This is a genomic window from Pantoea sp. X-Soil-YNGN-844 (assembly GCF_059730595.1).
On sequence record NZ_AP036007.1, the window covers coordinates 2,306,413 to 2,330,444 of the forward strand.

Consider the following 24,032-nt stretch of genomic DNA (forward strand, 5'->3'; position numbering starts at 1 on the left):
TGGTTACCGGAAACTTTTCCGGGGGCAAAAAAAAGCACCGCAGAGCGGTGCTTTTTCTGACAACAGCGGATTATTTCGCTGCTGGCGCGTCTGGCTGGGATTTCTCCAGTTGCGCAAGATCGTTAGCGATCTTCACCGTCTCATCGAGATACGGATCCGGCTCTTTATAATCTTTCGGCAACTCATCCAGGTTCTTCAGCGGTTTTTTGCCTTCGGCCTGATAGCGCGCATTGATTCGCTCCAGACGTGACGCATCATCTTCGTGGTTCTCTTTCTCGCGCTGAGCAAGATTAAGTGACACGATGTTGCGCTTATCTTTCAGGGCATTGTAACGGGCAATGTCCTTCATGATGTACTGGAACTCGCGATCCTGAGCGATACGATCAGCATGCTGCTTTGTCAGCTGCGCAACCAGCGGTTTAACATCACCGGTTTTGGTATAGGTGGCCGCTTTGATGCTGTCCCATGGCAGGGCGTTATCTTCAAATTTCTCACCGGTTTCAGCCGCTTCAACGCCGGTTGGCATCAGCAGATCCGGCGTGACGCCTTTACGCTGTGTACTGCCGCCGTTAATGCGATAGAACTTCTGGATGGTGTAAGAAACGGAGCCTAACGCTGGCCACTCCGGACGTAACATCTGATCGTAGATGCGATTCAGCGAGCGATACTGCTGAACGGTGCCTTTGCCAAAGGTTGGCTCGCCGACAATCACTGCACGACCGTAATCCTGCATCGCGGCAGCAAAGATCTCAGAAGCAGAGGCGCTGAAGCGATCGACCAGCACCACCAGCGGACCTTTGTAGTAGACCACGCCGTCGTTATCGCTGTCTTCACGCACCCGACCATTATTGTCGCGAACCTGCACCACCGGACCACTCGGAATAAAAAGGCCGGAAAGCGAGACCGCTTCGGTCAGCGCACCGCCGCCGTTGGTGCGCAGATCGATCACCACGCTATCGACGTTCTGTTTCTGCAGTTTCTGCAGCTGAACTTTCACGTCGTCGGTGAGACCGACATAGAAGCCAGGAATATCGAGCACGCCCACTTTCTGCTTGCCGACATTTTTGATGGTCAGTTTAACCGCGCGATCTTCCAGACGGATTTTCTCACGCGTCAGCGTCACGGTACGAGTTTTGGTGCCCTTACCGGCAGGCAGAACTTCCAGGCGCACTTTGCTGCCCTTGGGTCCTTTGATTTTTGCCACGACATCATCAAGGCGCCAGCCGATAACATCTTCCATCGGCTTGCCTGGCTGACCGACACCCACGATGCGATCGCCCACGGTAATGGCTTTGCTTTTAGCTGCCGGACCGCCTGCGACCATCGAGTTGATCACGGTGTAGTCGTCATCCATCTGCAGGACTGCACCGATGCCTTCCAGTGACAGGCTCATCTCGGTATTGAACTGCTCGGTGTTACGCGGCGACAGATAGCTGGTATGCGGATCGATTTCGCGGGCAAAGGCGTTCATCACCAGCTGGAAAACGTCTTCGCCGTTGCTCTGGGCCAGACGACGGATCGCGAAGTTATAACGCTTGGTCAGAACGTCGCGGATCTCGTTATCGTCTTTGCCTGCCAGCTTAAGACTCAGCTGGTCATATTTGACCTTGGCATCCCAGAGCGCGTTCAGTTCAGCCTGATCTTTCGGCCAGGGCGCTTTGGCGCGATCGATGTCGATAGTGTCATTGCCGCTGAAATTCATCGGACGCGCCAGCACCGTCAGCGCATACTGATAGCGCTCAAAACGGCGTTTCTGCGCCAGATTATAAATATCGTAAAAGAGATCCAGCTTGCCACTGCGCAGCTCATCGCCGACGGTGGTTTTTTTGCTGGCAAACTGCGCCACATCTGACGCCAGCAGCACATTGTGGCTGTAGTCGAGCATGTTCAGGTAGCGATCAAAAATTTTCGCGGAAAAGTTCTGATCCAGATCGAACTGGCGGTAGTGGGAACGGGTAAAGCGCGACGTGACGCGCTCACTGACCGTCGGATCCTGCGGGTCTTCGTGAAGCTGGGGAATCTGATCGGCGCGGGTAATATTCTCTGCGCCGAAGGTTGGGCCTGCTAAGAGCAGGCCCGCAATAAGTCCAACTTTAAAAAGGGTGTTCATGCCGGGGTTAGCCTCCGTTTCAGAACTGCAAGTGTTCTGCGCGCACAATCATTGCCATGCCGGAAGCGAGCTGGACCCGAACGCCGTCTTTTGATACTTCAAGAACGGTAGCGTCCATCGCACTTTTGCCTGCTTTAACTTTAATACTCTGGCCGGGTTGCAAAGTTGAGGTATCAGTGATGGGTCGGGCTTCCTGCTCCGGACGTGGGGCTGGCTTGCGATGCTGTGAGGCGGTCGCACGCGGAGCAGTCGTCTGCGGACGGGGTTTACGCGCAGCATCGGCTTCTGCAGGCTTACGTGGCGCGGGCTTGCGTGGACGACGCGGTGCGGCGCCCTCTTCGCTTTCGCCTGCTTCACGGCGCGCAGCACGCTGCTGGTCACGCTGCGCCTGAACGCGCGCTTTGGCTTCTTCCAGCTGCTTGCGGGCATGCTCAACGTGCTGCTCATCCAGCACGCCACAGGCGTTGCCGTCGAGATCGACACGAATCGCACCGGCTTTGATGCCGTACAGATAACGCCAGCTTGACGTATAAAGACGCAGCGCGGAACGCAGCTGTGTTTTGCTCAGACCCATTTCGCCCTGAACACGCTCGACCAGATCCTGAAAGATACCGATTTTGAGCGGACGCGCTTCACCTTCAGCGCTAAAGCAGTGCGGAAAGCGCTCCGCCAGAAAAGTGATGACTTCTTTACTGCTATTCAACTTAGGTTGATTTTCCATGAAATTTCCTGATTACAACGGGTTTGCCGACCAGCGCAGGCATGAACAGGCGACATTATAATGACAACATCGCTAAATGCCATGTGATCCAGTCGATTAGCTGCGCGTCAGCTGCAGATATTTTTCTAAGTCGCTGTTCGCAAGCACTTCACAAAGCCCATCAGTCAGTGTGACCAGCCCCGATTCGTCGTCGCTGTCAAAGCGATTGTACTCAACGCTGTCGATGTCCAGCACCCCAACCACAGTGCCATTCACTTTCAGAGGAATCACAATCTCAGCATTACTGGCAGCGTCACAGGCGATGTGGCCCGGGAAAGCATGCACATCATCTACGCGTTGCACTTTTTCTTCTGCCAGCGCCGTGCCACACACACCTTTACCGACCGGAATACGCACACAGGCGATTTTCCCCTGGAACGGGCCAAGCACCAGCGTATCGGCTTCCGTCAGCAGGTAGAAACCTGCCCAGTTCACGCCATCGAGACGTTCGTACAGCAGCGCGCTAAAGTTTCCCATCGCGGCGAGGAACGCCGTTTCTCCCGCCAGCAAGGCGCGCATATCGCGATTCAAATCGGCGTAAAAGGCAGTTTTGTTCATTATTCAACCGTTACCAATGACATCTGAACGGGGCAATAGAGACCGTTCGTTAAAAATAAGTTTTAAATATCCAGAGCCACAAGGTGAATCATAGCGTTAGTTGCTATACCCTTAGCATTCTGTGGATCGAAGCGTGATGCCCGAGACAGGCACACAGACAATGTCTTAATGACCGATATCTGTTCCCTCTGAAGAGCGAAAATTGCATCACCCTATGAAAATTCACGCTATCAGCCAGACATTGCCTCACGCACGTTATCAGCGTTGCCCGCAATGCGATACCCTTTTTTCCTTACCGGATGTGAAAACACATCAGTCGGCACACTGCCCGCGCTGCAACGCTGAGATTCTCAGTGGACGCGACTGGCCAATGACCCGACTGATGGCCATGGCCGCCACCATGATAGTGTTAATGCCCTTCGCCTTTTCCCTGCCGCTGGTGGATATCCGGCTGCTGGGTATGCGCATCAATGCCAGCGTACTGGAAGGGGTGATTCAGATGACCCAGCAGGGTGATGTGCTGACCGCTTCGATGGTGGCGTTCTGCACTATTGGCGCGCCGGTTACACTGGTCGCCGGCATCTGTTATCTCGGTATCGGTCATCGCCTGGGCATGAACCTGCGGCCCGTATTGATCATGCTGGAGAAGCTCAAAGAGTGGGTGATGCTCGACATCTATCTGATCGGTATCGCCGTGGCATCCATCAAAGTGCAGGACTATGCTTCGCTGGAGATTGGCTATGGGCTAGCGGCTTACATTGCCCTGACGGTGCTGAGCGTGCTGAGCATGATCCATCTGAATATGGAGCAGCTGTGGGAGCATTTCTATCCGCAAAGCCCCGGCAATATGGCCCGTGACGACATGCAGGTCTGCCTCAATTGTCATAACACCGGCATCGCCGACGAGCGAGGCCGCTGCCCGCGCTGCCACACGCCGCTCGACTTCCGACGTCGCCACAGCCTGCAGAAATCCTGGGCCGCGCTGATCGCGTCGATCGTGCTGCTGATACCCGCGAACCTGATGCCCATTTCCGTGGTTTACCTCAACGGTTCACGGCGCGAGGACACCATCTTCTCCGGCATCCTGGGGCTGGGTGAAGGCAATATTCCAGTGGCAGCGATTGTGTTTATCGCCAGTATTCTGGTGCCCTTTACCAAAGTACTGGTCATGCTGACCCTGCTGCTCAGCATTCATTTCCGCTGTGAGCAGGGACTGAGAACCCGCATCCGGTTGCTGCGGTTTGTGACCTGGGTTGGCCGCTGGTCCATGCTCGATCTGTTTGTCATTTCATTAACCATGTCGCTGGTCAATCGTGATCAGCTGCTGGCTTTTACCATGGGACCGGCTGCGCTGTTTTTCGGCGCGGCCGTCATCCTGACCATTATGTCTGTTGAGTGGCTGGACAGCCGCCTGCTCTGGGATGCACATGCAACAGGAAACGCCGACTACACCGACTAACGCAACGCTGCGTAATAAGCGAAAAATTTCGCCCTTCTGGCTGCTGCCGGTCATTGCGATGCTGATCGCCTGCTGGCTGCTCTGGACCAATTATCAGGAGCGCGGCACCACCATCACCATCAATTTCCAGACGGCGGATGGTATCGTGCCGGGTCGTACCCCGATCCGTTATCAGGGCGTGGAAGTGGGCACCGTGCAGGGCATTAATCTCAGCGACGATTATCGCAGCATCCAGATTAAAGCCAGCATCAAGAGCGACATGCGCGACGCGCTGCGTGAGGATACCCAGTTCTGGCTGGTGACGCCCAAAGCCTCACTGGCGGGCGTCTCGGGTCTGGATGCGCTGGTCGGCGGTAACTACATCGGGATGATGCCAGGTAAAGGTAAACCCAGCGAGGCGTTTACCGCGCTGGATACGCAACCGAAATATCGGGTCAATACTGGCGAGCTGATGATCCATCTGCATGCGCCCGATCTCGGCTCACTCAACACTGGCTCGCTGGTCTACTACCGCAAAATTCCGGTTGGCCGGGTTTATGACTACAGCATTGATAACAAAGCCGATGGCGTGGCAATTGATGTGCTGATTGACCGTCGCTTTATCAATCTGGTGAAGACCAACAGCCGCTTCTGGAACGTGTCGGGCGTCAATGCCGACGTCAGCCTGAGCGGGGCTAAAGTCCAGCTGGAAAGTCTGGCGGCGCTGGTTAATGGCGCGATTGCGTTTGACTCACCGCAGGGGGCGGAAACCGCCAAAGCGGAGCAGAACTACCGGCTCTATCCCGATCTGGCGCACAGCCAGCGCGGCGTACAGATCACGCTTGACCTGCCCAACGGTAAAAATCTCAAGGCCGGCAGCACGCCGCTGATGTACCAGGGCCTGGAGGTCGGTACGCTGACCAAACTGAACCTGCTGGATGGCGGCAAGGTGACCGGCGAGCTGACGATTGATCCTTCTGTGGTTGGCCTGATGCGCAGCGGCACCCGCATTGAGATGCACAGCCCGAAAATCAGCCTGACCGATACCAGCCTCAGCGCACTGCTGACCGGCAATACGCTGGAACTGGTGCCGGGTGAAGGCGAACCGCAGCAGCACTACACCGTGCTGGCGTCCAATGAGACCCTGCTGCAGAAACCCAACGTGCTGACGATAAAACTCAGCGCACCGGAGAGCTACGGCATCGATCAGGGCCAGCCGCTGATGCTGCACGGCATGCAGATTGGTCAGGTGATGTCGCGTTCGCTGGATGAAAATGGCGTCAATTTCGTTGTCGCGGTCAATCCTGAAAACCGCAATCTGGTGCATGGCGACAGCAAATTTATCGTCAACAGTCGCCTCGATGTGAAGTTCGGTCTTGATGGCATGCAGGTGTTAGGTGCCAGCGCCCGCGAGTGGGTGGATGGTGGCATCCGGCTGGAGCCTGGCAAAAAAGGCGAGCCGAAAACGGCCTATCCGCTGTTTGCCGATGCTGAAAAAGCGGACGAAGGCATTACCGGCGATGGCCCGTCCACGACGCTGATGCTGACCGCCAACAGCCTGCCTGACGTACAGGCCGGTTCGGTCGTGCTTTACCGTAAATTCCAGGTGGGTGAGATTGTCAAAGTGACGCCGCGCGCTGACGCTTTTGATATCGCGGTGCATATTCAGCCGGAGTATCGCAAGCTGCTGACCAGCGAAAGCGTGTTCTGGGCTGAGGGTGGCGCACGCGTCAGCCTGAACGGCAGTGGCCTGACGGTGCAGGCCTCGCCGCTTAACCGTGCGCTGAAAGGCGCAATCAGTTTCGACAATATGAGTGGTGCGCAGTCGGTCAAAGGGGCTAAACGCATGCTCTACTCCTCTGAAACCGCCGCCCGCGCGGTGGGCAGTCAGATTACGCTGCACACCTATGACGCCAGCAAACTCTCTGCCGGAATGCCGATTCGTTATCTCGGTATCAACGTCGGTCAGGTGGAATCTCTGTCGTTAAGCAAAGATAACAATCAGGTCGTGGCGAAAGCCGTACTTTACCCTGAGTATGTGAATGATTTTGCCCGCCTCGGCAGCCGTTTCTCAGTGGTTTCACCCGAGATTTCCGCTACCGGCGTGAATCATCTGGAGACCCTGTTACAGCCGTACGTCAACGTTGATCCGGGCAAAGGCGGCGCCGCACGCACCTTTGAACTGCAGGAGAGCACCATTACCGATTCGCGCTACCTGAATGGCCTGAACATTTATGTTGATGCCACTGAGGCCGGTTCCCTGTCGCTGGGTACGCCGGTGCTGTTCCGGGGTGTGGAAGTGGGTACCGTCACCGGCACGTCACTGGGAAATATGGCCGACCGCGTGCAGATCGCCCTGCGCATCAGTAAGAAGTATCAGCATCTGGTGCGGAACAATTCGGTGTTCTGGCTGGCGTCCGGCTACAACCTCGACTTCGGTCTGGTGGGCGGCGTGGTGAAAACCGGGACCTTCCAGCAGTTTATTCGCGGTGGCATTCAGTTTGCGACGCCACCGACGGTGCCGCTGGCACCGCAGGCCAACCCGGATAAACATTTCCTGTTGCAGGATGAAGCGCCGAAAGAGTGGCGCAACTGGGGAACGGCGATTCCGTCTCCGCGTTAAAGGCTAACTCAACGGGGCAGACTGTTCTGCCCCGTTGAGCGTTTAAATCAGCACTGGCTCAGGGAGCATACGCCTTCCGCAAAGACGCAAAAGACGCCCTCTAAGGCAAGGCTCAGCGCGGCCCGTCCCTGGCCCGCGATGCTTTGCTCCAGGCGTATGCTCCCATCGCTTTGCGTTTTGAGCCGTCTGAAAAAGCGGATTCCGAGCGGCTAATATGAGCCAACACGTTATTCACTCTCTCAAACGGGCAGCCTGGCTGCTCGTTTTCATTCCTCATGGTACACTGCCGCCTTTGCCTTAACTGGAATGTGCCCGTGTCCGATGCTTCTTCGTTTTTCCCCGCCGATTTTCTCTCATTAATGCGTCAGAGCCTGCCCGATGAGGCGAGCTTCACGCAGTTCATCGCTTACAGTCAGCAGCCCCTGCGCCGCAGTATTCGCGTCAATACCCTGAAGATCAGCGTGGCCGATTTTCTGAGCCAGACTGCGGGTTATGACTGGCAGCTGACGCCGGTGCCGTGGTGCGAAGAGGGATTCTGGATCAGCCGGGAAGATGAGAGCCTGCCGCTGGGCAGCATGGCTGAACATCTCAGCGGCCTGTTTTACATCCAGGAAGCCAGCTCCATGCTGCCGGTCACCGCGCTGTTTGACGCTCAGCCAGAGGTCAGCGCCGTGATGGATATGGCAGCGGCACCGGGTTCTAAAACCACCCAGATTGCGGCCCGGATGGACAATCAGGGCGTTATCCTGGCAAACGAATTCTCCTCCAGCCGGGTAAAAGTGCTGCACGCTAATATCAGCCGCTGCGGCGTCAGCAACAGTGCGCTGACGCACTTTGACGCGCGGGTCTTCGGGCCAGCGCTGCCGGAACAGTTCGACGCCATCCTGCTGGACGCGCCCTGCTCCGGCGAAGGAGTGATCCGCAAAGATGCAGATGCGCTGAAAAACTGGTCGCTGGCGAGCACCGAAGAGATCGCCGCGACCCAGCGCGATCTGCTCGACAGTGCTTTTCACGCACTCAAACCCGGCGGCACGCTGGTTTATTCAACCTGTACCCTGAATCAGATTGAGAATCAGCAGGTGATTGACTGGCTGCTGCAGCGCTATCCGGATGCGGTTGAGGTCATGCCGCTCGACGGGCTGTTTGAGGGTGCCGATCGGGCCGCGACACCCGAGGGCTATCTGCATGTCTTTCCGCAGATGTTCGACAGCGAAGGCTTTTTCGTGGCCCGTCTGCGTAAAACCGCATCAGTCGAGCCACTGCCTGTGCCGGGCTACAAAGTCGGCAAGCTGCCCTTCTCTCATCTCAGCCGTAAGCTGGAAAGTGAGATCGCACAGGCCGCCGCCGCTGTCTCTATCAAATGGGATGACGCACTGGAACTCTGGCAGCGTGATAAAGAGATCTGGCTGTTCCCTAAAGCCGTCACCCCGCTGCTGGGCAAAGTGCGCTTCTCGCGCATTGGCCTGAAGCTGGCAGAAACCTTTGCCAAAGGCTATCGCTGGCAACATGAAGCGGTGATAGCACTGGCGCAACCTGATGCGACGCAGACCTTTGAGCTCACGGCGGCAGAAGCAGAAGAGTGGTATCGCGGCCGCGATATCTATCCGGAAACTACACCGGCAAACAATGAGATGATTGTGACCTATCAGCAGCAGCCGCTGGGGCTGGCTAAGAAAGTCGGCAGTCGCATCAAGAACAGCTATCCACGCGAACTGGTGCGTGACGGCCGCCTGTTCCGCTGAGTCACTTTAGTTGCAGCATCGTCAGATGATTGCCAAACACTGCGCCGGTATCGATGTAATGCAGATTGGCAATCGTCAGCGGCTGTTTCAGCGGAGTATGACCGAAGTAAAAGGCATCTGCGCCACGGATGCCCGCCTGCTCACCTGACTCCATCTCCTCCAGTCGCTGACGGCTCCAGACCACCTTTTGCCAGTCGAGTGGCTTATTCAGTGCGTATTCCCGGGCCGGATAGTCCGCATGGGCAATCACAACAGTGCGCTCACCCAATTGCAGATGCAGTATCAGCGGCAGTTCACGGCAGCGCTGCAACGCGTGGCGGGCCGAGATTAACGCTGCGCCCCGCAGCTGAAAGAACCAGTCGCCCCCGTTCATCTGCCAGAGCGCCATGTCCTGGCCCTGTAACGCCGACACCGCCATCTCCTCATGATTGCCGCGCACGCAGCAAAACCAGGGCTCCTGCAGCAGCGCCAGACAGCCCAGACTGTCTGGCCCGCGGTCGATGATGTCGCCAACCGAAATCAGTAAATCCTGCTGCGGGTCAAACTGATGCTGCTGCAACAGCGCATCGAGTTCGCGGCGGCAGCCATGCAGATCGCCAACGACCCAGATCCGCCGCCATGCTGCGCCATTCAGGAATTCATAATACATCGGTGCATGCGCCTCTCTGTGCTGAAAGTACCTTAAGAGTATAAGAGCTGACGGAGAACAGGAGTGAGGAGAGAGAAAGCAGGATGTGAAAGAGAAGGCGTCACGCTGTCGGGAATGGAAGATTCGCCGGGCCTGAAAAGTGCGTCCCTCCCGGCGCTTATCTCCGGCACTCAGTTAAGGTGGTAGCTCTGTCAGGGACGAAATTCATCATAACGACATCGGGCCGCGCAGGCTATTCTGCCTCTGACGTATTCGTCGTCATTTGAGATCGGCTGCGCATTTTAGCCGGATATTTCTGTAGCTTCTCTGCCGGACGCACCGGACGGCGCACCAGTTCACCACCGCAGTTGGGACAAACATGCGCGAAATGCTCATCGCAGTCAGCGCAGAAGGTGCATTCAAACGAGCAGATGCGTGCCGCCAGAGAGGATGGCGGCAGATCGACGTCGCAGCGTTCACAATTAGGGCGCAGTTCGAGCATGGTGTGACTCCTGAAGAAACGGGTTACCCAGCATCGCCGCTGCTGGCCCGGATGTCGAGCCAGCGACCGGACAGAAGTGAGCCAGATCCGGACATCATGCATTTAACCCTGCAGAGAGGCGCGAACAGCGTGATGCTCTGTCGCGGCTATTTATGACGCGGATCTTCGCGAACATCATCTGGATGATCATCAGGCAACACCTCTTCATCAGCCGTTTCAGCATCCTCATCGCTCTCCTCTTGCGGCTCCTGACCGCCCATTGACGCCTGAATCACCTCCTCTTCCAGCGTCGGGATCAGCGCAGCACCCAGTGGTGAGGTCGCCAGACTGTCAGGCATGACCACGTGCGGCAGCGGCACTTCGGTTGTCGGAAGCGGACCTGGCGCACGGACAAAACTCAGTCCGCCAATCACCAGCGCACAGAGCGCGAAGAAGAGATAGAGCATATTGCTGCCCAGCGGCTGCATCAGCGCACCCACCACCAGCGGGCCGATACTGGCACCAATACCAAATGCCATCAGCAGACAGGCGGTTAATGACACGCGGCGCTCGGCGGCAACCTGATCGTTGGCCAGCGCCACCTGCAACGGATAGAGCGCGAACTGCATCATGCTGGCGGCAAAGGCGATGCCGATCATCCAGTCAAACGTCAGATGCGGCAGCAGGATCAGCGGCACGCAGATGACGGCAAACAGCATCGCAATGATGAATAACAGCCGCTGACGATCGTAGCGGTCAGAAAGCCAGCTCAGCGGAAACTGCGACACCAGCCCGGCAAAGATCGTAAGACTCATAAAATAGCCGGTCTGGCTGGTGGTGAAGCCTTTGCTGCTGCCATAAACCGGGGCCAGACCGTAGAAGGCACCAATTACCATACCGGTGACCAGCGTGGTGCCGAGCAGCTTGGGGATGGTGCGGATAAAATAGCCCAGTTCCATCGGGGCTGGCGTCATCGGCCTGACATGGGTGCGGGTGGTCAGCGCTATCGGCACCAGACAGAGCGCGAAGCAGAGTGCGACAGTCAGCAGCGTACTGACGCCAAATCCGGTCTGCAGGCTCAGTATCACCTGTCCGCCACTCAGCCCAAGGTAGGTAGCGACCATATATAAGCCGAAAATCATGCCACGCTGGGACGATTCCGCCTGATCGTTGAGCCAGCTCTCCAGCACCATGTACTGGCACATCATGCAGAGTCCGATAATCAGACGCAGAAAGACCCACAGCGGAATAAAGTCAGTCAGGCCGTGACCCACCACGGAGGCGGTAATAATCCCGGCGCAGGCCACATAGGCGCGGATATGGCCGACGCGGGCGATCAGGTTATGCCCCACCTTGCCGCCAATCACCAGCCCGATATAGTTTGCCGCGATAATCGCACCAATCAGCGCGCCGTTAACCTGCTCACTGGCCAGCCGTAATGAGACATAAGTGGTCAGCAGACCGGAACCGAGTAGCATCAGCAGCGTGGTGGTGTAGAGCGGCAGAAACGTACTGAATATTTTTCCCATATGACTCCCTGTCTATACCCTTCAGGCATCAGGCCAGCAAAGCCCTAAAGATAGACGATATCGGCAGGCGACGGCGCGTAATGGCTCGTCGATGGCAAAAAAAAGCCCGCCAGCACACTGCTGACGGGCCCTGGTTTACACGCTCGGGAAGCTGATATTGCTGCCCGGCGCTTCACGGTTGAGATGGATGAAGTTCAGGTGTCGCTCATACTGATCCAGTATGTCGATGATCACCTGCTCTTTGCTGTAATCCATCAGGTCGTTACCCTGGCTGCCTTCCATGAGGAAGGTTTCCAGTCGATAGTAGGTCGACTTACCGCTGCGGGCGCGATAGGTAAAGCCCGGAATCGAATATTGCTGCGGCCAGACCTGATAGATAAAGTCCTGCTCTTCGCCCAGATGGACGCGCAGATCCAGATAGCCAATCGGGTTCGCCTCATCTGCCTCGACGCTTTCCAGCGTGACGCGGGCATCACGCAGTTCCAGCTCTTTCGCCACTTCCTGCATCGCCGGGAAAATGGTCTTTTCCATCATCTGCTGGGTGTAACGCGAGCCTGGGTAGTTCATCAGGCGTGACAGACGCTTCTTCCAGGTCAGACGGTCGGTCGCATGCGCCAGATAGGGCGCGGTGTCGCGCGTAGCGCTGGCCCGGCGGTGATCCTCAATCTTCAGCGATTTAAACAGACCCGCCATCACAAAGAAGATCACAAAGCTGAACGGCAGTCCCATGATCACCGTGGTGTTCTGCAGGGCAGTAATCCCGTTAGTCATCAGCATGCTCAGCGTCAGCACCCCAATCGCCACGGACCAGAAGATGCGCAGCCAGTTAGGCGCATCGCTGTTGATGTCTTTCAGCCGCGAGGTGAAGTTACCCAGCACCAGCGAACCGGAATCCGCCGAGGTAACGTAGAACAGCATGCCGGTGATGGTGGCAACCGATGCGCTGAGCTTAAACGCCGGATACTGCGCCAGCAGGCTGTAGAAGCCACGCTCCGCATGGTTCATCACTTCCTGCGCAAATTCCGTATTACCGTGAATGATCTGGTACAGCGCGGCGTTACCGAACACGGACAGCCATAGCAGCGTAAAGGTGAACGGAATAATCAGCGTGCCCAGTACGAACTCACGGATGGTACGACCGCGTGAGATACGCGCCAGGAACAGGCCGACAAACGGTGACCAGGCCACCCACCACGCCCAGAAGAAGAGCGTCCAGCTGTTCATCCATTGAGTCGGACGATCAAAGGCAAAGGTATTGAGCGTCATGCCCATGAAGCGGTTGATGTAATCGCCGACGTTCAGCACCAGCGCATTCAGCAGGAACTCGGTGTTGCCGAAGAACAGCACAAACAGAATCAGTCCCAGCGCCATGATCACATTGAGTTCGGAGAGAAAACGAATCCCTTTATCAACACCCGACGTTACAGAGATGGTGGCGATCACCACGGAGAGAACAATCAGCGCAGTCTGCGCGGTCAGGCCTTCCGGGATATCAAACAGCACTTTCAGGCCGTAGTTGAGCTGCACGACCCCAATGCCGAGCGTAGTGGCGATACCAAAGATGGTGCCGACCACGGCGGCGATATCTACCGTGTGACCAATCGGGCCATAGATGCGTTTACCGAAGATGGGATAGAGCGCCGAACGAATAGTCAGCGGCAGGTTATAACGGTAGCTGAAGTAGCCCAGCGCGATGCCCATCAGCGCATACATTGACCAGCCGGTCAGTCCGTAGTGGAACAGCGTCCAGACCATCGCCTGGCGGGCGGCTTCCAGCGTCTGCCCTGCTCCTTCCGGCGGCTGCATATACTGCGTCACCGGTTCGGCGACCGAGAAGAACATCAGGTCGATGCCAATCCCGGCGGCAAACAGCATGGCAGACCAGCTGAGTACGCTGAATTCGGGTTTAGAGTGCTCCGGCCCGAGCTTAATAGAGCCAAAGCGTGAGCAGGCCATATAGAGCACAAAGACAATATAGAGCGTGGCAGCCAGCATGTAGTACCAGCCAAAGGTGGCGGATACCCAGTTGACCGCCTTGAGGATCCAGCTCGCGGCCAGTTCACTGTAGAGAATCGTCACAAGTGAAAACGTCAGAATCAATCCGGCAGAGGTATAAAATACAACGGGATTGAGTCTGTCTTTTTCACCGGCAGGTGGATTATTCATCGATTACCTCTGGTTAATGTCCTGAAAATACGCAATGGATACGTCTTGCCGCCCACGGTGTTCAGGCCGTGCGGCTCTGTTTCGTTCTGTCACTTCCTGTTAATCGCTATGACAATCCAGCCTATTTTAGCACTCATTGCCGTTTCGCTTACGCTACATTTAAAAAACAGCATCCTAACAAATTTTCTTTTTATATTGAACGTGCAATCAAAAAAAGATTAAATAGGGGCTCGATTTGAGGGTGGAGCTGGAGCTATGCCAAAGGTAGGGATGCAGCCGATACGACGTCGGCAACTGATTGATGCGACCCTGAGCACGATTAATGAGATGGGGATTAATGATGCCACGATTGCCCAAATCGCCCGACGGGCGGGGGTCTCAACCGGCATCATCAGTCACTACTTCAGGGACAAGAACGGTTTGCTGGAAGCCACGATGCGTGATGTGACGCGTCAGCTGCGCGAAGCAGTGCTGACGCGGCTGAAACCGCTGGCCGGTGCTTCAGCAGAACAGCGGCTGTGTGCCATTGTCGACGGGAATTTTGATGAAACCCAGGTGCACACCGCAGTGATGAAAGCCTGGCTCGACTTCTGGTCGAGCAGCATGCATCAGCCCCAGCTCAACAGACTTGAGCGTGTCAGCAGCCGTCGGCTCTACTCAACGCTGGTGGTTGAATTCCGGCGTGAACTGCCACTGGAAAAAGCACGCCTGGCCGCACACGGTCTGGCGGCCCTGATCGACGGTCTGTGGCTGCGCGCCGCGCTGAGCGGTAAGCCATTCGATCCCGCTATCGCCCTCACACTGACCACCCAATTCATCCGTCAGCAACTGGCTGGCGAGCACGAATAACGGAAGGAGAAAACATGTCCCGATTCACCGAGCAGAAACTCTACATCGATGGCGCTTATGTTGCCGCAGCGTCTGGCGAAACGTTCCAGACGATTAATCCGGTCGACGGCGAAGTCCTGGCAGAGGTTCATGCCGCCGGCCAGGACGATGTCAATCGCGCCGTTGCTGCTGCCAGAAAAGGCCAGAAGGTCTGGGCCGCGATGACCGCCATGGAGCGTTCACGCATCCTGCGTCGCGCCGTCGATATTCTGCGTGAGCGTAATGATGAGCTGGCAGAGCTGGAAATGCTCGACACAGGTAAGCCTTACAGCGAAACCTCAGCGGTCGATATCGTCACCGGTGCAGACGTGCTGGAGTACTACGCGGGTCTGGTTCCGGCGCTGGAAGGTCAGCAGATCCCCCTGCGTGAAACCTCCTTTGTTTATACCCGCCGCGAACCGCTGGGCGTGGTCGCCGGTATCGGTGCCTGGAACTATCCGATTCAGATCGCCCTGTGGAAATCCGCACCTGCACTGGCTGCGGGTAACGCGATGATTTTCAAACCCAGCGAAATGACTCCGCTTACCGCCCTGAAGCTGGCAGAAATCTACACCGAAGCGGGCCTGCCGGATGGCGTGTTCAACGTGCTGCCGGGTATCGGTTCAGTGACCGGTCAGCTGCTCACTGAGCATCCAGGTATCGACAAAGTCTCCTTCACCGGCGGTGTTGTCAGCGGCAAAAAAGTGATGGCCAATGCAGCGGGTTCAACGCTGAAAGAGGTCACCATGGAGCTGGGCGGTAAATCACCGCTGATCATCTTTGATGATGCCGATCTCGATCTGGCCGCTGACATCGCCATGATGGCGAACTTCTACAGCTCCGGTCAGGTCTGCACCAACGGCACCCGTGTCTTTATCCCTGCAAAACTGCAGGCGGCGTTCGAGGCCAAAATCAGTGAACGCGTTGCCCGTATCAAAGCAGGCGATCTGCGTGACCCGGCTACCAACTTTGGTCCGCTGGTCAGCTTCAGCCATCGCGACAACGTGATGCGCTACATCGAGTCCGGCATTGCTGAAGGCGCACGCGTGCTGTGCGGCGGCAAACGTCTGACCGGTGGCGATTTCGACCAGGGTGCCTGGGTGGCACCGACCGTGTTCACCGACTGCCGGGATGAGATGAAGATTGTCCGTGAAGAGATCTTCGGACCGGTGATGTCGATCCTGAGCTACGAAACCCAAGAAGAAGTGATCCGCCGCGCCAACGACACCGAATTCGGTCTGGCCGCCGGACTGGTGACGCAGGACCTTAATAAGGCGCACCGTGTGATTCATCAGATCGAAGCCGGTATCTGCTGGATCAATACCTGGGGCGAGTCCGCCGCAGAGATGCCGGTGGGCGGCTACAAGCACTCCGGCATTGGCCGCGAGAATGGCCTGATGACGCTGCAGAACTACACCCAGGTGAAGTCAGTGCAGGTTGAGCTGACGCGTTTTCAGTCAGTCTTTTAATCACTTAACCTGAGGAACGACGAATGGAATTTGATTACATTATTATTGGAGCCGGATCCGCAGGAAACGTTCTGGCGACCCGCCTGACCGAAGAGAGCAATGTGAGCGTTCTGTTGCTGGAAGCGGGCGGCCCGGATTACCGTTTTGATTTTCGCACCCAGATGCCTGCGGCCCTTGCCTTCCCGCTGCAGGGAAAACGCTATAACTGGGCGTATGAAACCGAGCCAGAGCCTTACATGAACAACCGCCGCATGGAGTGTGGTCGCGGCAAAGGTCTGGGCGGTTCATCACTGATTAACGGCATGTGTTACATCCGCGGCAACGCGATGGATCTGGACAACTGGGCCAGCGAGCCGGGACTGGAGAACTGGAGCTATCTGGACTGCCTGCCCTACTACCGTAAAGCGGAAACCCGTGATATCGGCCCGAACGACTTCCACGGCGGCGATGGCCCGGTGTGCGTTGCAACCCCTAAAGCGGGCAACAACGTGCTGTTTGAAGCGATGATTGAGGCAGGCGTGCAGGCGGGTTATCCGCGCACCGACGACCTGAATGGCTACCAGCAGGAAGGTTTCGGTCCGATGGATCGTACCGTGACGCCAAAGGGTCGTCGTTCCAGCACCGCGCGTGGCTATCTCGATATGGCCAAAGGTCGCCCTAACCTGAAGATCATTACGCATGCCACCACTGATCGCATTATCTTCGACGGCAAGCGCGCGGTCGGCGTGGAGTATCTGCAGGGCGACAGCAACACCATTAATAAAGTGACCGCTCGCCGTGAAGTGCTGCTGTGCGCGGGCGCTATCGCCTCGCCGCAGATCCTGCAGCGTTCTGGCGTGGGTTCGCCTGAACTGCTGAAGCAGTTCGACATCCCGCTGGTGCATGACCTGCCGGGCGTGGGTGAAAATCTGCAGGACCATCTGGAGATGTACCTCCAGTATGAGTGTAAAGAACCGGTTTCTATCTATCCGGCCCTGAAGTGGTGGAACCAGCCGAAGATCGGTGCAGAGTGGATGTTTAACGGTACCGGTATCGGCGCCAGTAACCAGTTTGAAGCAGGCGGCTTTATCCGCAGCCGCGAAGAGTTTACCTGGCCAAACATTCAGTATCATTTCCTGCCGGTGGCGATTAACTACAACGGGTCAAACGCCGTAGATGCTCACGGTTTCCAGTGTCACGTCGGCTCAATGCGTTCGCCAAGCCGCGGTCATGTGCGCCTGAAGTCACGCGATCCGCGTCGTCATCCAGCCATTCTGTTTAACTACATGTCCCATGAGCAGGACTGGCACGAGTTCCGCGATGCAATCCGCATTACGCGCCAGATTATCAATCAGCCAGCGCTGGATAAGTATCGTGGCCGTGAAATCAGTCCGGGCCTGGATTGCCAGACGGATGAGCAGCTGGATGAGTTCGTGCGCAACCACGGGGAAACTGCCTATCACCCGTGCGGCACCTGTAAGATGGGTAATGACCCGATGGCCGTCGTGGATGGCGAAGGACGTGTGCATGGATTGCAGGGATTACGCGTGGTGGATGCGTCGATTATGCCGCTGATCATAACCGGTAATCTGAACGCCACCACCATCATGATTGGTGAGAAGATTGCCGATAAGATCCGAGGCCGCGAGCCGCTGCCACGGAGCACCGCCTCTTACTATGTCGCGGGTGACGCGCCGGTTCGCACCGTGCCGCAGCGCGCAGAGTAATTTGTGACAGCGTCACGTAACAATGGCCGGGCACACTGTTGCCCGGCTTTTTTTATGCAGGGTTGACGGCTCGCCTTTTCCATACATCCTTTTACATAGACTTCGTTTTACAAACCATCAAACCTTAACCTGCGTCAAATAAAGCAGCATCTGCTGTTGATTTCATGATGTGCAGAATGCTATAAATCCGGCGTGTATTTAACCGGAGGCACTATCCGTCCACTGATGAGAAGCAACAATGTGGATGCGTTGTAAATTTTATGAGCAGAATGTTCATGTCACATCTTACCCCCACCTTCCTTTCTGGCTGGAACGTCACCGATCAGCACTGGCGTAACGCCCTGTAGTCCCCTCACCACTTCGACACTGTTCTGAGTCTGCCCCGTGTACTGTGGCAGGTCGTCATTTATCGTTGCTGGAGAGCATCCATGTTCGCCTGGATTTTATTATCACTCGCTATTGTTACTGAAATTATTGGTACCCTTTTCATGAAGTGGTCCAGCGTTAATGGCAGCCATTCAGGCTACCTGATGATGCTGGGCATGATTGCCTGTTCCTATATTCTGCTGAGTTTCGCTATCAAACGTATCGCGCTGGGCGTGGCTTATGCCCTGTGGGAAGGTATCGGCATCATGCTGATTACCTTATTCAGCGTGCAGCTGTTTGGGGAAGTGCTGTCCGCGCTAAAAATCTGCGGGCTGGTGACGCTGATCGTCGGGATTGTGTTGATCAAGACCGGCACCCAATCATCAGCGGAGGTTAATCATGGTCATGGCTGATTTTGTGCATGCCGCCTGGCTGGGGCTGGCGATCATGCTGGAGATTGCCGCCAACATATTCCTTAAATATTCTGACGGGTTTAAGAAACCGCTGCACGGCGTGCTGTCACTCTGCTGTGTCCTGCTCGCGTTCAGCGCACTGGCTCAGGCGGTTAAAGGCATTGATCTGTCGATCGCCTATGCGGTCTGGGGCGGTTTTGGCATCATCGCCACGGTTGCGGCCGGATGGGTGCTGTTTGGTCAGCGACTGAACCGCAAAGGCTGGGCGGGTCTGACCCTGCTGCTGGCCGGTATGATCCTGTTAAAGCTTGCCTGATGGATCCCCGCAATCAGTAATCCAGGTTAAGGGTGTGCCACTGCACGCCCTTAACTTACTGTGCTTTACCTCCCTTTCCCGGTTGATTTTTCCCTCTTTCCTGTGCTCGGAATCCTCTTACTTTTGTAAAGGGCCGTTTACATATCTTTTGCCTTAAGGCTTAGTGAGCGCCAAAAGCCGGATAAAAACGAGGAAAAGTTATGTCTGCAACACGAGGTTGGTCAACGGAGCTGGAAGGATTACGCGGCATTGCCTCTCTCTGGGTTCTGGTTGGCCATATCAGCTTACTGGTTCATTGCCACATCACGCTGATTTCATCACCGGGCATCGGGGTCGACCTGTTTATTCTGTTATCGGGTTATCTGATGGCGAAAAACTACGTCGAGCGCCAGCAGAAGGAGCCATGGCAGAGCGCGGAGACGATTAAGAAGTTCTGGATCCGCCGCTTCTTCCGTATCGCCCCGCTCTACTATCTGCTGTTAATCATCGCCCTAATTTATGGCCCGTGGTTTGGTGAGATGCGTGACACCATTGCGCATTTCTATTCCGGCACCGCCACGGAGTCGTCGCGTTACAACGACCAGTCACTGGCAAACATCCTGACTCACTTCAGCTTCCTGTTCGGCATGCTGCCCGAGTATGGGTTTAACACCGTGCTGCCAGACTGGAGCATCGGGCTGGAGATGCAGTTCTATCTGCTGTTCCCGTTCATCATGCTGGTCACGCTGCGCTTTGGTTATGCCGCCTCGCTGATTGGCATCATGGCGCTCTGCTGCGCCGGTCGCTATGTGCTGGCCGATTATTATGAAGCGTTTGAGATGCCTTCGATGATCCTGATTAAGCTGAACATGTTCCTGGCTGGAATGCTGCTGGCCGAAGCGATTCGCCGTAAATCCCTGCTCTATGTTGCCTTTGCGCTGCTTGGCCCGGTCGTCACCGTAGCGATTGGCATGGACGCGATTAAGCTGCAGGTGATTATGGAGGCGCTGATGATCGTCGGTATGGCGGCGATTCTGTGGCAATACCCGCAGGGCAGCATGATGGCTCAGCTGATTGCCCTGCCGCGTAAGCTGCTGAACAACCGCCTCAGCACCTGGCTGGGCGACGTCTCGTTCTCAGTCTATCTGCTGCACCTGCTGATTGTGATCCCGCTGATCGCCCTGCTGCTCACTCACACCGACATTGAGTATAAGAGCGATATGACACGCTTCCTGATCGTCTGCGTTTCCGCTATCCCGGTGACCTATGCAATCGCTTCTTTACTCTATAAGTATGTTGAGAAGCCCGGCATTCAGATGGGTAAGCGCGTGCTGAAGCCGAAGCTGGCCGATCAAACCAGCTGAGTTCGCTAATAATCATGATTAAGCCCCTGACTGGGGCTTTTTTTTGCCTCTGACGACCGTTATCAGCCCTGCACAGGCATTGATTACGCGCCGTCGGCAGCACGCCTGTTTAGGTGAACTACACTTTCCCGGTTAGCAATCTGACGCAAAGGAGAGAACATGAGCATTCAGCATCTGCTGCTATCCAGTGACGGTGGCGCGGTGATCATTGAAGCAGAACAACTCGAAAGCGAGCTGGTTATCCCGCCCCATCTGCAGACCCTGAGCGGCGGTGAAGCTGACAGTGATACCGGCCATCGGGTGGCGGTCACAAAGCATTACTGTAAGGGACGCTACTATGCGGTTGCCCTTGATCGCCACGCGGCCAGTAATGAAATCGATGACGTGATTGACCTGCTGCATCCTGCCCCGCTGGATTAGCCTTTATCGGCCACGCTGCCTTTAACGGCATGTTCCGCTGAGAGCCCGGCGGGAAAACGGCCTGTTCATGCCTTACCGCCACGCGGCATCACCATTTTCAGAAGAGGAAAAGCATCATGGAAAAGAAGAAGTGGTTTGTTTCCTACGTGATTAAGCCAAAAGGTGAAAATCATGTCACGACGCACGCCTTTATTGAGGGTGACAATGTTGAGGAGGCGCTCGAAGCCTTTATGTTTGAAACCAAAAAAAGCCTGTCGCTGGAAACTGAAGAGCTAACGCTGCTGTCGGTAAGTCTGGTGTAACCTCTAATTAACCTCGCGATCGCGGGGTTTTTTCTGCCCTGTATGAGGGTCATTTTCTATTTATATTACTTATAGTTTCCCTGGTGCGGCGCTCAGTTACTTAGTGGGATAAGGCCAGGCGTGATCCATGCCCATAGATGACATCAGGCCGGTCACGGCCAGATACGCCAGTATCAGGACAAACAGTACAATTGCAGTAATTTCAATGGATTTAAGTAAGTGACGCTTCGCCATAAATAACCCTCCTTCAGTTGTGTGTAATCACTACCTCACCTCATAAACTATAATGTTACCGGTAAAGTGCAAGTGAAAATCACACATTGAAACATAAAGCCGTGCTTATTAATGTTTGTGGAGAATACGCGTTAAGGCTTTCACGTGGCAGGACCAGGCGTTGCAGGCATAAAAAAGCCCGCAATGCGCGGGCCTTAGTGACGATCAGTTGGGTGCTAACTGGCAGACTGACCGGTAAAGTCGATCACCATCCTGCCGCGGATTTTGCCGTGAATCATCTCATCGAAGATGGCATTGACCTCACCAATCTTCCTTTTAGTTACCTTAGGCACCACCTTGCCTTCTGCCGCAAACTGGAACGCTTCCGCCAGATCGTTGCGCGTTCCGACCAGCGATCCCACCACCTGGATGCCATCCAGCACCAGTCGCGGGATATTCAGGCTCATCGCTTCCGGCGGCAGTCCGACTGCTACAACCCGACCTCCGGCTCTGACCGCATCCACCGCCGAGTTAAAGGCCGCTTTGGCGACGGCTGTAACCACAGCCGCATGCGCCCCACCGGTTTTCTCCTGAATAAAGCGTGCCGCATCTTCGCTGGCAGAGTTGACGACCAGATCGGCGCCCATCTCTTTCGCCAGTGCCAGCTGTCCGTCACTGACATCAATCGCAATCACTTTGGCGTTAAAGACGTTTTTAGCATATTGCAGAGCGAGATTACCCAGCCCGCCAAGGCCATAAATTGCCAGCCACTGCCCCGGTTTAACCTCTGATACTTTTACCGCTTTGTACGTAGTGACACCGGCGCAGGTGACGCTACTGGCGGCGAAAGGATCAAGCCCATCGGGAACTTTAACCGAGTAATCTGCAACAACAATACACTCTTCAGCCATGCCCCCATCGGCGGTATAACCGGCATTGATGACGTCTCTGCAGAGCGTTTCGTTACCGGAGTTACAATATTCACAGTGCCCGCAGCCCTTGAAGAACCAGGCGACGCTGGCGCGATCGCCCGGCTTGAGCGAGGTGACATCCGGCGCGACTTCCTCAACGATGCCGATCCCTTCATGACCCAGCGTGACGCCGGTCTTATCACCAAAATCACCGTTCTTCACATGCAAATCGGTATGGCATACACCACAGCATTCCATCCTGAGCCGCGCTTCGCCGGTTTTGAGAGGACGCAGCGTCTTCTCAACCACTTCAACCTGGTGTTCACTATTAGCAATTGCCGCTTTCATAAACATTCCTCCTTTTGACTGGAGATTAAGAATAAGCCAAACGGAGGTGATGACAAGATGACAGGTAAGCTTTGGGTGCTTGCTGCGGGAGTTGTTGTGACTTTTGCGAGTGGGGTCGGTTTTTTAGGGATCGTGTTTAGCGGCAACGCTTCGTCAGGCTTACGTTCTCTGTCGGGTAGAGACGAAGCGCGCTTACTGAACAATTTGGTCAGGTGAACATTGTCCGTTAAAAGGGGCGATTAAGCCCCTGTCGCTTCAGATGATTTCGGACTGATTGCTCAAACGCCTCTTAAGAGTGCCAGCGGTGGATGCCACTGTCAGCGGGCGGTGGCCCCATATGCTGAGCGGCACTATCCGGCGCTGGCGGTGGTCCCATATGCTGAGAAGCGTTGTTTGCGGGCGCAACCGGCCCGGCATGATGGCTCCAGCTGGTGTTGTTATGCTGGCTTTCATGATGATGATGCCAGTCAGAAGATGGGCCACGGTGATGACCACCCTCAGCCATCACACAACCTGACATTGCGGCACTTGCCAGCGCTAAAATCACACAAGGAATAACTTTTTTTAAGAACATAACTGACCCTGGTTGAATATCACTGGGGCAGGTTACGTCCCGGTTTTTATACGGTGGGTAAACGTTGGAAGGGGTTTGGGGAGGATGTTGGGGGAGGTTGATTGAGGTCAATTTTGGGGATGACCTGCTATCGGGAAAGGATCGGTTATGCTGGCAGTAAGGTGAAAACGTCAATGAGCATTAACTGGACCTAAGATAATGACAAAAATAGTGGAGCAGTGATTGATTTTTGAGCACGCCACTGATCGTTAGTCAGATTAACGGATACGCTTTCTTAGCCTCAATCAGTGACGACAAGTTGATATAATCACTACATATAAACCAGGTCTCCTTTTTAGGGTGTTACTCTTCTCTCACTTTAATCGCTAATGATTTGAATAGAACATTTAAATATTTCCGGATCGAGCTAATACCATCTATTGTATTTAATATACACATAAGAAACGATAGCTACCCATGATATGCTAAGAAGCCCTGCATGCTCTGGAATAAACCGGATAAAAATGTACTAACCTGCCATAATAACAGCAAAAGGTATTAAATAGAAAAAAGACTGTATTAGCCATAAAAGCACAAGCTTCATTTATTCAATATCTCATATAAAGCATCTGCGATTTTTTCTTCATTATTATCCCCTGAATTTATCTGATAAATTATCTGGCTCATTTGAGGCTCAATCAGAAAGTAAAGCATTTCGATATTTTCCTGACACAAGAAATGATAGTAAGAAGGATCCTGAAACTTCAGCC

At 55.3% G+C, this 24,032-nt stretch carries 21 protein-coding genes; 11 read left to right on the plus strand and 10 right to left on the minus strand.

Annotation, left to right across the window (positions count from 1 at the left end; translation table 11 throughout):
• Positions 1–70 precede the first annotated feature (70 nt).
• The 3 genes from prc to AC6I8C_RS10840 all read right to left on the minus strand — a co-directional run bounded on the left by prc (position 71) and on the right by AC6I8C_RS10840 (position 3,428).
• Positions 71–2,110, minus strand: a complete 2,040-nt coding sequence (gene prc, locus AC6I8C_RS10830) for a carboxy terminal-processing peptidase (RefSeq protein ID WP_013358110.1) — start codon at positions 2,108–2,110, stop codon at positions 71–73.
• Positions 2,111–2,129: 19 nt separating this feature from the next.
• Positions 2,130–2,831: an RNA chaperone ProQ gene (gene proQ, locus AC6I8C_RS10835; protein ID WP_013358111.1), complete on the minus strand. Its 702-nt coding sequence runs from the start codon at positions 2,829–2,831 to the stop codon at positions 2,130–2,132.
• Positions 2,832–2,927: 96 nt separating this feature from the next.
• Positions 2,928–3,428 (minus strand): GAF domain-containing protein, encoded by a 501-nt coding sequence (locus tag AC6I8C_RS10840; RefSeq protein ID WP_033732889.1) that lies wholly within the window; start codon positions 3,426–3,428, stop codon positions 2,928–2,930.
• A gap of 214 nt (positions 3,429–3,642) precedes the next feature.
• Between AC6I8C_RS10840 and yebS the strand changes: the two genes are divergently transcribed.
• The 3 genes from yebS to rsmF all read left to right on the plus strand — a co-directional run bounded on the left by yebS (position 3,643) and on the right by rsmF (position 9,231).
• Positions 3,643–4,887 (plus strand): membrane integrity lipid transport subunit YebS, encoded by a 1,245-nt coding sequence (gene yebS, locus AC6I8C_RS10845; RefSeq protein WP_497822465.1) that lies wholly within the window; start codon positions 3,643–3,645, stop codon positions 4,885–4,887.
• A complete protein-coding gene (locus AC6I8C_RS10850; RefSeq protein ID WP_497822466.1) occupies positions 4,856–7,489 on the plus strand; it encodes a PqiB family protein in 2,634 nt (877 codons plus the stop codon). Before yebS ends, AC6I8C_RS10850 begins: the two co-directional genes overlap by 32 nt.
• A gap of 275 nt (positions 7,490–7,764) precedes the next feature.
• The gene (gene rsmF / locus AC6I8C_RS10855) at positions 7,765–9,231 is read left to right on the plus strand and encodes a 16S rRNA (cytosine(1407)-C(5))-methyltransferase RsmF (protein WP_497822467.1); all 1,467 of its coding nucleotides are present in this window, start codon (positions 7,765–7,767) and stop codon (positions 9,229–9,231) included.
• Between the two features lies 1 nt (position 9,232).
• Here rsmF and AC6I8C_RS10860 read toward each other — a convergent pair whose 3' ends face one another.
• The 4 genes from AC6I8C_RS10860 to AC6I8C_RS10875 all read right to left on the minus strand — a co-directional run bounded on the left by AC6I8C_RS10860 (position 9,233) and on the right by AC6I8C_RS10875 (position 14,035).
• Positions 9,233–9,880, minus strand: a complete 648-nt coding sequence (locus AC6I8C_RS10860; RefSeq protein ID WP_497822468.1) for a metallophosphoesterase — start codon at positions 9,878–9,880, stop codon at positions 9,233–9,235.
• Positions 9,881–10,112: 232 nt separating this feature from the next.
• Positions 10,113–10,361 carry a DUF1272 domain-containing protein gene (locus AC6I8C_RS10865; RefSeq protein ID WP_033783299.1) on the minus strand — a complete coding sequence of 83 codons (249 nt, stop codon included), beginning with the start codon at positions 10,359–10,361 and terminating at the stop codon, positions 10,113–10,115.
• A gap of 146 nt (positions 10,362–10,507) precedes the next feature.
• On the minus strand, positions 10,508–11,869 hold the full coding sequence (locus AC6I8C_RS10870) for an MFS transporter (RefSeq protein ID WP_497822469.1): 1,362 nt from the start codon (positions 11,867–11,869) through the stop codon (positions 10,508–10,510).
• Between the two features lie 135 nt (positions 11,870–12,004).
• Positions 12,005–14,035, minus strand: a complete 2,031-nt coding sequence (locus AC6I8C_RS10875) for a choline transporter (protein WP_013358119.1) — start codon at positions 14,033–14,035, stop codon at positions 12,005–12,007.
• A gap of 255 nt (positions 14,036–14,290) precedes the next feature.
• On the opposite strand from AC6I8C_RS10875, the gene betI reads away from it, so the two are divergent.
• The 8 genes from betI (at position 14,291) to AC6I8C_RS10915 (ending at position 21,237) form a co-directional block, all read left to right on the plus strand.
• Positions 14,291–14,884: a transcriptional regulator BetI gene (gene betI, locus AC6I8C_RS10880; RefSeq protein ID WP_497822470.1), complete on the plus strand. Its 594-nt coding sequence runs from the start codon at positions 14,291–14,293 to the stop codon at positions 14,882–14,884.
• Between the two features lie 14 nt (positions 14,885–14,898).
• The gene (gene betB / locus AC6I8C_RS10885; RefSeq protein ID WP_497822471.1) at positions 14,899–16,371 is read left to right on the plus strand and encodes a betaine-aldehyde dehydrogenase; all 1,473 of its coding nucleotides are present in this window, start codon (positions 14,899–14,901) and stop codon (positions 16,369–16,371) included.
• 23 nt (positions 16,372–16,394) lie between these two features.
• On the plus strand, positions 16,395–18,077 hold the full coding sequence (gene betA, locus AC6I8C_RS10890; RefSeq protein ID WP_266307588.1) for a choline dehydrogenase: 1,683 nt from the start codon (positions 16,395–16,397) through the stop codon (positions 18,075–18,077).
• Between the two features lie 428 nt (positions 18,078–18,505).
• Positions 18,506–18,856, plus strand: coding sequence for a multidrug/spermidine efflux SMR transporter subunit MdtJ (gene mdtJ / locus AC6I8C_RS10895; protein WP_497822472.1), 351 nt, complete (start codon positions 18,506–18,508; stop codon positions 18,854–18,856).
• On the plus strand, positions 18,843–19,172 hold the full coding sequence (mdtI, locus tag AC6I8C_RS10900; RefSeq protein WP_497822473.1) for a multidrug/spermidine efflux SMR transporter subunit MdtI: 330 nt from the start codon (positions 18,843–18,845) through the stop codon (positions 19,170–19,172). Before mdtJ ends, mdtI begins: the two co-directional genes overlap by 14 nt.
• 200 nt (positions 19,173–19,372) lie before the next feature.
• Positions 19,373–20,515 (plus strand): acyltransferase family protein, encoded by a 1,143-nt coding sequence (locus tag AC6I8C_RS10905; RefSeq protein ID WP_497822474.1) that lies wholly within the window; start codon positions 19,373–19,375, stop codon positions 20,513–20,515.
• 159 nt (positions 20,516–20,674) lie between these two features.
• Positions 20,675–20,935, plus strand: coding sequence for a hypothetical protein (locus AC6I8C_RS10910; RefSeq protein ID WP_013358126.1), 261 nt, complete (start codon positions 20,675–20,677; stop codon positions 20,933–20,935).
• Positions 20,936–21,051: 116 nt separating this feature from the next.
• A complete protein-coding gene (locus AC6I8C_RS10915; RefSeq protein WP_013358127.1) occupies positions 21,052–21,237 on the plus strand; it encodes a hypothetical protein in 186 nt (61 codons plus the stop codon).
• A 96-nt stretch (positions 21,238–21,333) separates the two neighbouring features.
• On the opposite strand, the gene AC6I8C_RS10920 is transcribed toward AC6I8C_RS10915, so the two are convergent.
• The 3 genes from AC6I8C_RS10920 to AC6I8C_RS10930 all read right to left on the minus strand — a co-directional run bounded on the left by AC6I8C_RS10920 (position 21,334) and on the right by AC6I8C_RS10930 (position 23,283).
• Positions 21,334–21,471, minus strand: a complete 138-nt coding sequence (locus AC6I8C_RS10920; RefSeq protein WP_497822475.1) for a hypothetical protein — start codon at positions 21,469–21,471, stop codon at positions 21,334–21,336.
• 215 nt (positions 21,472–21,686) lie between these two features.
• Entirely contained in the window at positions 21,687–22,709 is a 1,023-nt protein-coding gene (gene adhP, locus AC6I8C_RS10925; RefSeq protein ID WP_033783306.1) for an alcohol dehydrogenase AdhP, read from the minus strand.
• Positions 22,710–22,998: 289 nt separating this feature from the next.
• Complete coding sequence (locus AC6I8C_RS10930; protein WP_497822476.1) at positions 22,999–23,283, minus strand: hypothetical protein; 285 nt, start codon at positions 23,281–23,283, stop codon at positions 22,999–23,001.
• Positions 23,284–24,032: the final 749 nt, after the last annotated feature.

Bases quoted from the DNA above. Each gene is read 5' to 3' on its own strand.
- prc (WP_013358110.1), bottom strand. From the start codon at position 2,110: ATGAACACCCTTTTTAAAGTTGGACTTATTGCGGGCCTGCTCTTAGCA.
- proQ (WP_013358111.1), bottom strand. From the start codon at position 2,831: ATGGAAAATCAACCTAAGTTGAATAGCAGTAAAGAAGTCATCACTTTT.
- AC6I8C_RS10840 (WP_033732889.1), bottom strand. From the start codon at position 3,428: ATGAACAAAACTGCCTTTTACGCCGATTTGAATCGCGATATGCGCGCC.
- yebS (WP_497822465.1), top strand. From the start codon at position 3,643: ATGAAAATTCACGCTATCAGCCAGACATTGCCTCACGCACGTTATCAG.
- AC6I8C_RS10850 (WP_497822466.1), top strand. From the start codon at position 4,856: ATGCAACAGGAAACGCCGACTACACCGACTAACGCAACGCTGCGTAAT.
- rsmF (WP_497822467.1), top strand. From the start codon at position 7,765: ATGGTACACTGCCGCCTTTGCCTTAACTGGAATGTGCCCGTGTCCGAT.
- AC6I8C_RS10860 (WP_497822468.1), bottom strand. From the start codon at position 9,880: ATGTATTATGAATTCCTGAATGGCGCAGCATGGCGGCGGATCTGGGTC.
- AC6I8C_RS10865 (WP_033783299.1), bottom strand. From the start codon at position 10,361: ATGCTCGAACTGCGCCCTAATTGTGAACGCTGCGACGTCGATCTGCCG.
- AC6I8C_RS10870 (WP_497822469.1), bottom strand. From the start codon at position 11,869: ATGGGAAAAATATTCAGTACGTTTCTGCCGCTCTACACCACCACGCTG.
- AC6I8C_RS10875 (WP_013358119.1), bottom strand. From the start codon at position 14,035: ATGAATAATCCACCTGCCGGTGAAAAAGACAGACTCAATCCCGTTGTA.
- betI (WP_497822470.1), top strand. From the start codon at position 14,291: ATGCCAAAGGTAGGGATGCAGCCGATACGACGTCGGCAACTGATTGAT.
- betB (WP_497822471.1), top strand. From the start codon at position 14,899: ATGTCCCGATTCACCGAGCAGAAACTCTACATCGATGGCGCTTATGTT.
- betA (WP_266307588.1), top strand. From the start codon at position 16,395: ATGGAATTTGATTACATTATTATTGGAGCCGGATCCGCAGGAAACGTT.
- mdtJ (WP_497822472.1), top strand. From the start codon at position 18,506: ATGTTCGCCTGGATTTTATTATCACTCGCTATTGTTACTGAAATTATT.
- mdtI (WP_497822473.1), top strand. From the start codon at position 18,843: ATGGTCATGGCTGATTTTGTGCATGCCGCCTGGCTGGGGCTGGCGATC.
- AC6I8C_RS10905 (WP_497822474.1), top strand. From the start codon at position 19,373: ATGTCTGCAACACGAGGTTGGTCAACGGAGCTGGAAGGATTACGCGGC.
- AC6I8C_RS10910 (WP_013358126.1), top strand. From the start codon at position 20,675: ATGAGCATTCAGCATCTGCTGCTATCCAGTGACGGTGGCGCGGTGATC.
- AC6I8C_RS10915 (WP_013358127.1), top strand. From the start codon at position 21,052: ATGGAAAAGAAGAAGTGGTTTGTTTCCTACGTGATTAAGCCAAAAGGT.
- AC6I8C_RS10920 (WP_497822475.1), bottom strand. From the start codon at position 21,471: ATGGCGAAGCGTCACTTACTTAAATCCATTGAAATTACTGCAATTGTA.
- adhP (WP_033783306.1), bottom strand. From the start codon at position 22,709: ATGAAAGCGGCAATTGCTAATAGTGAACACCAGGTTGAAGTGGTTGAG.
- AC6I8C_RS10930 (WP_497822476.1), bottom strand. From the start codon at position 23,283: ATGTTCTTAAAAAAAGTTATTCCTTGTGTGATTTTAGCGCTGGCAAGT.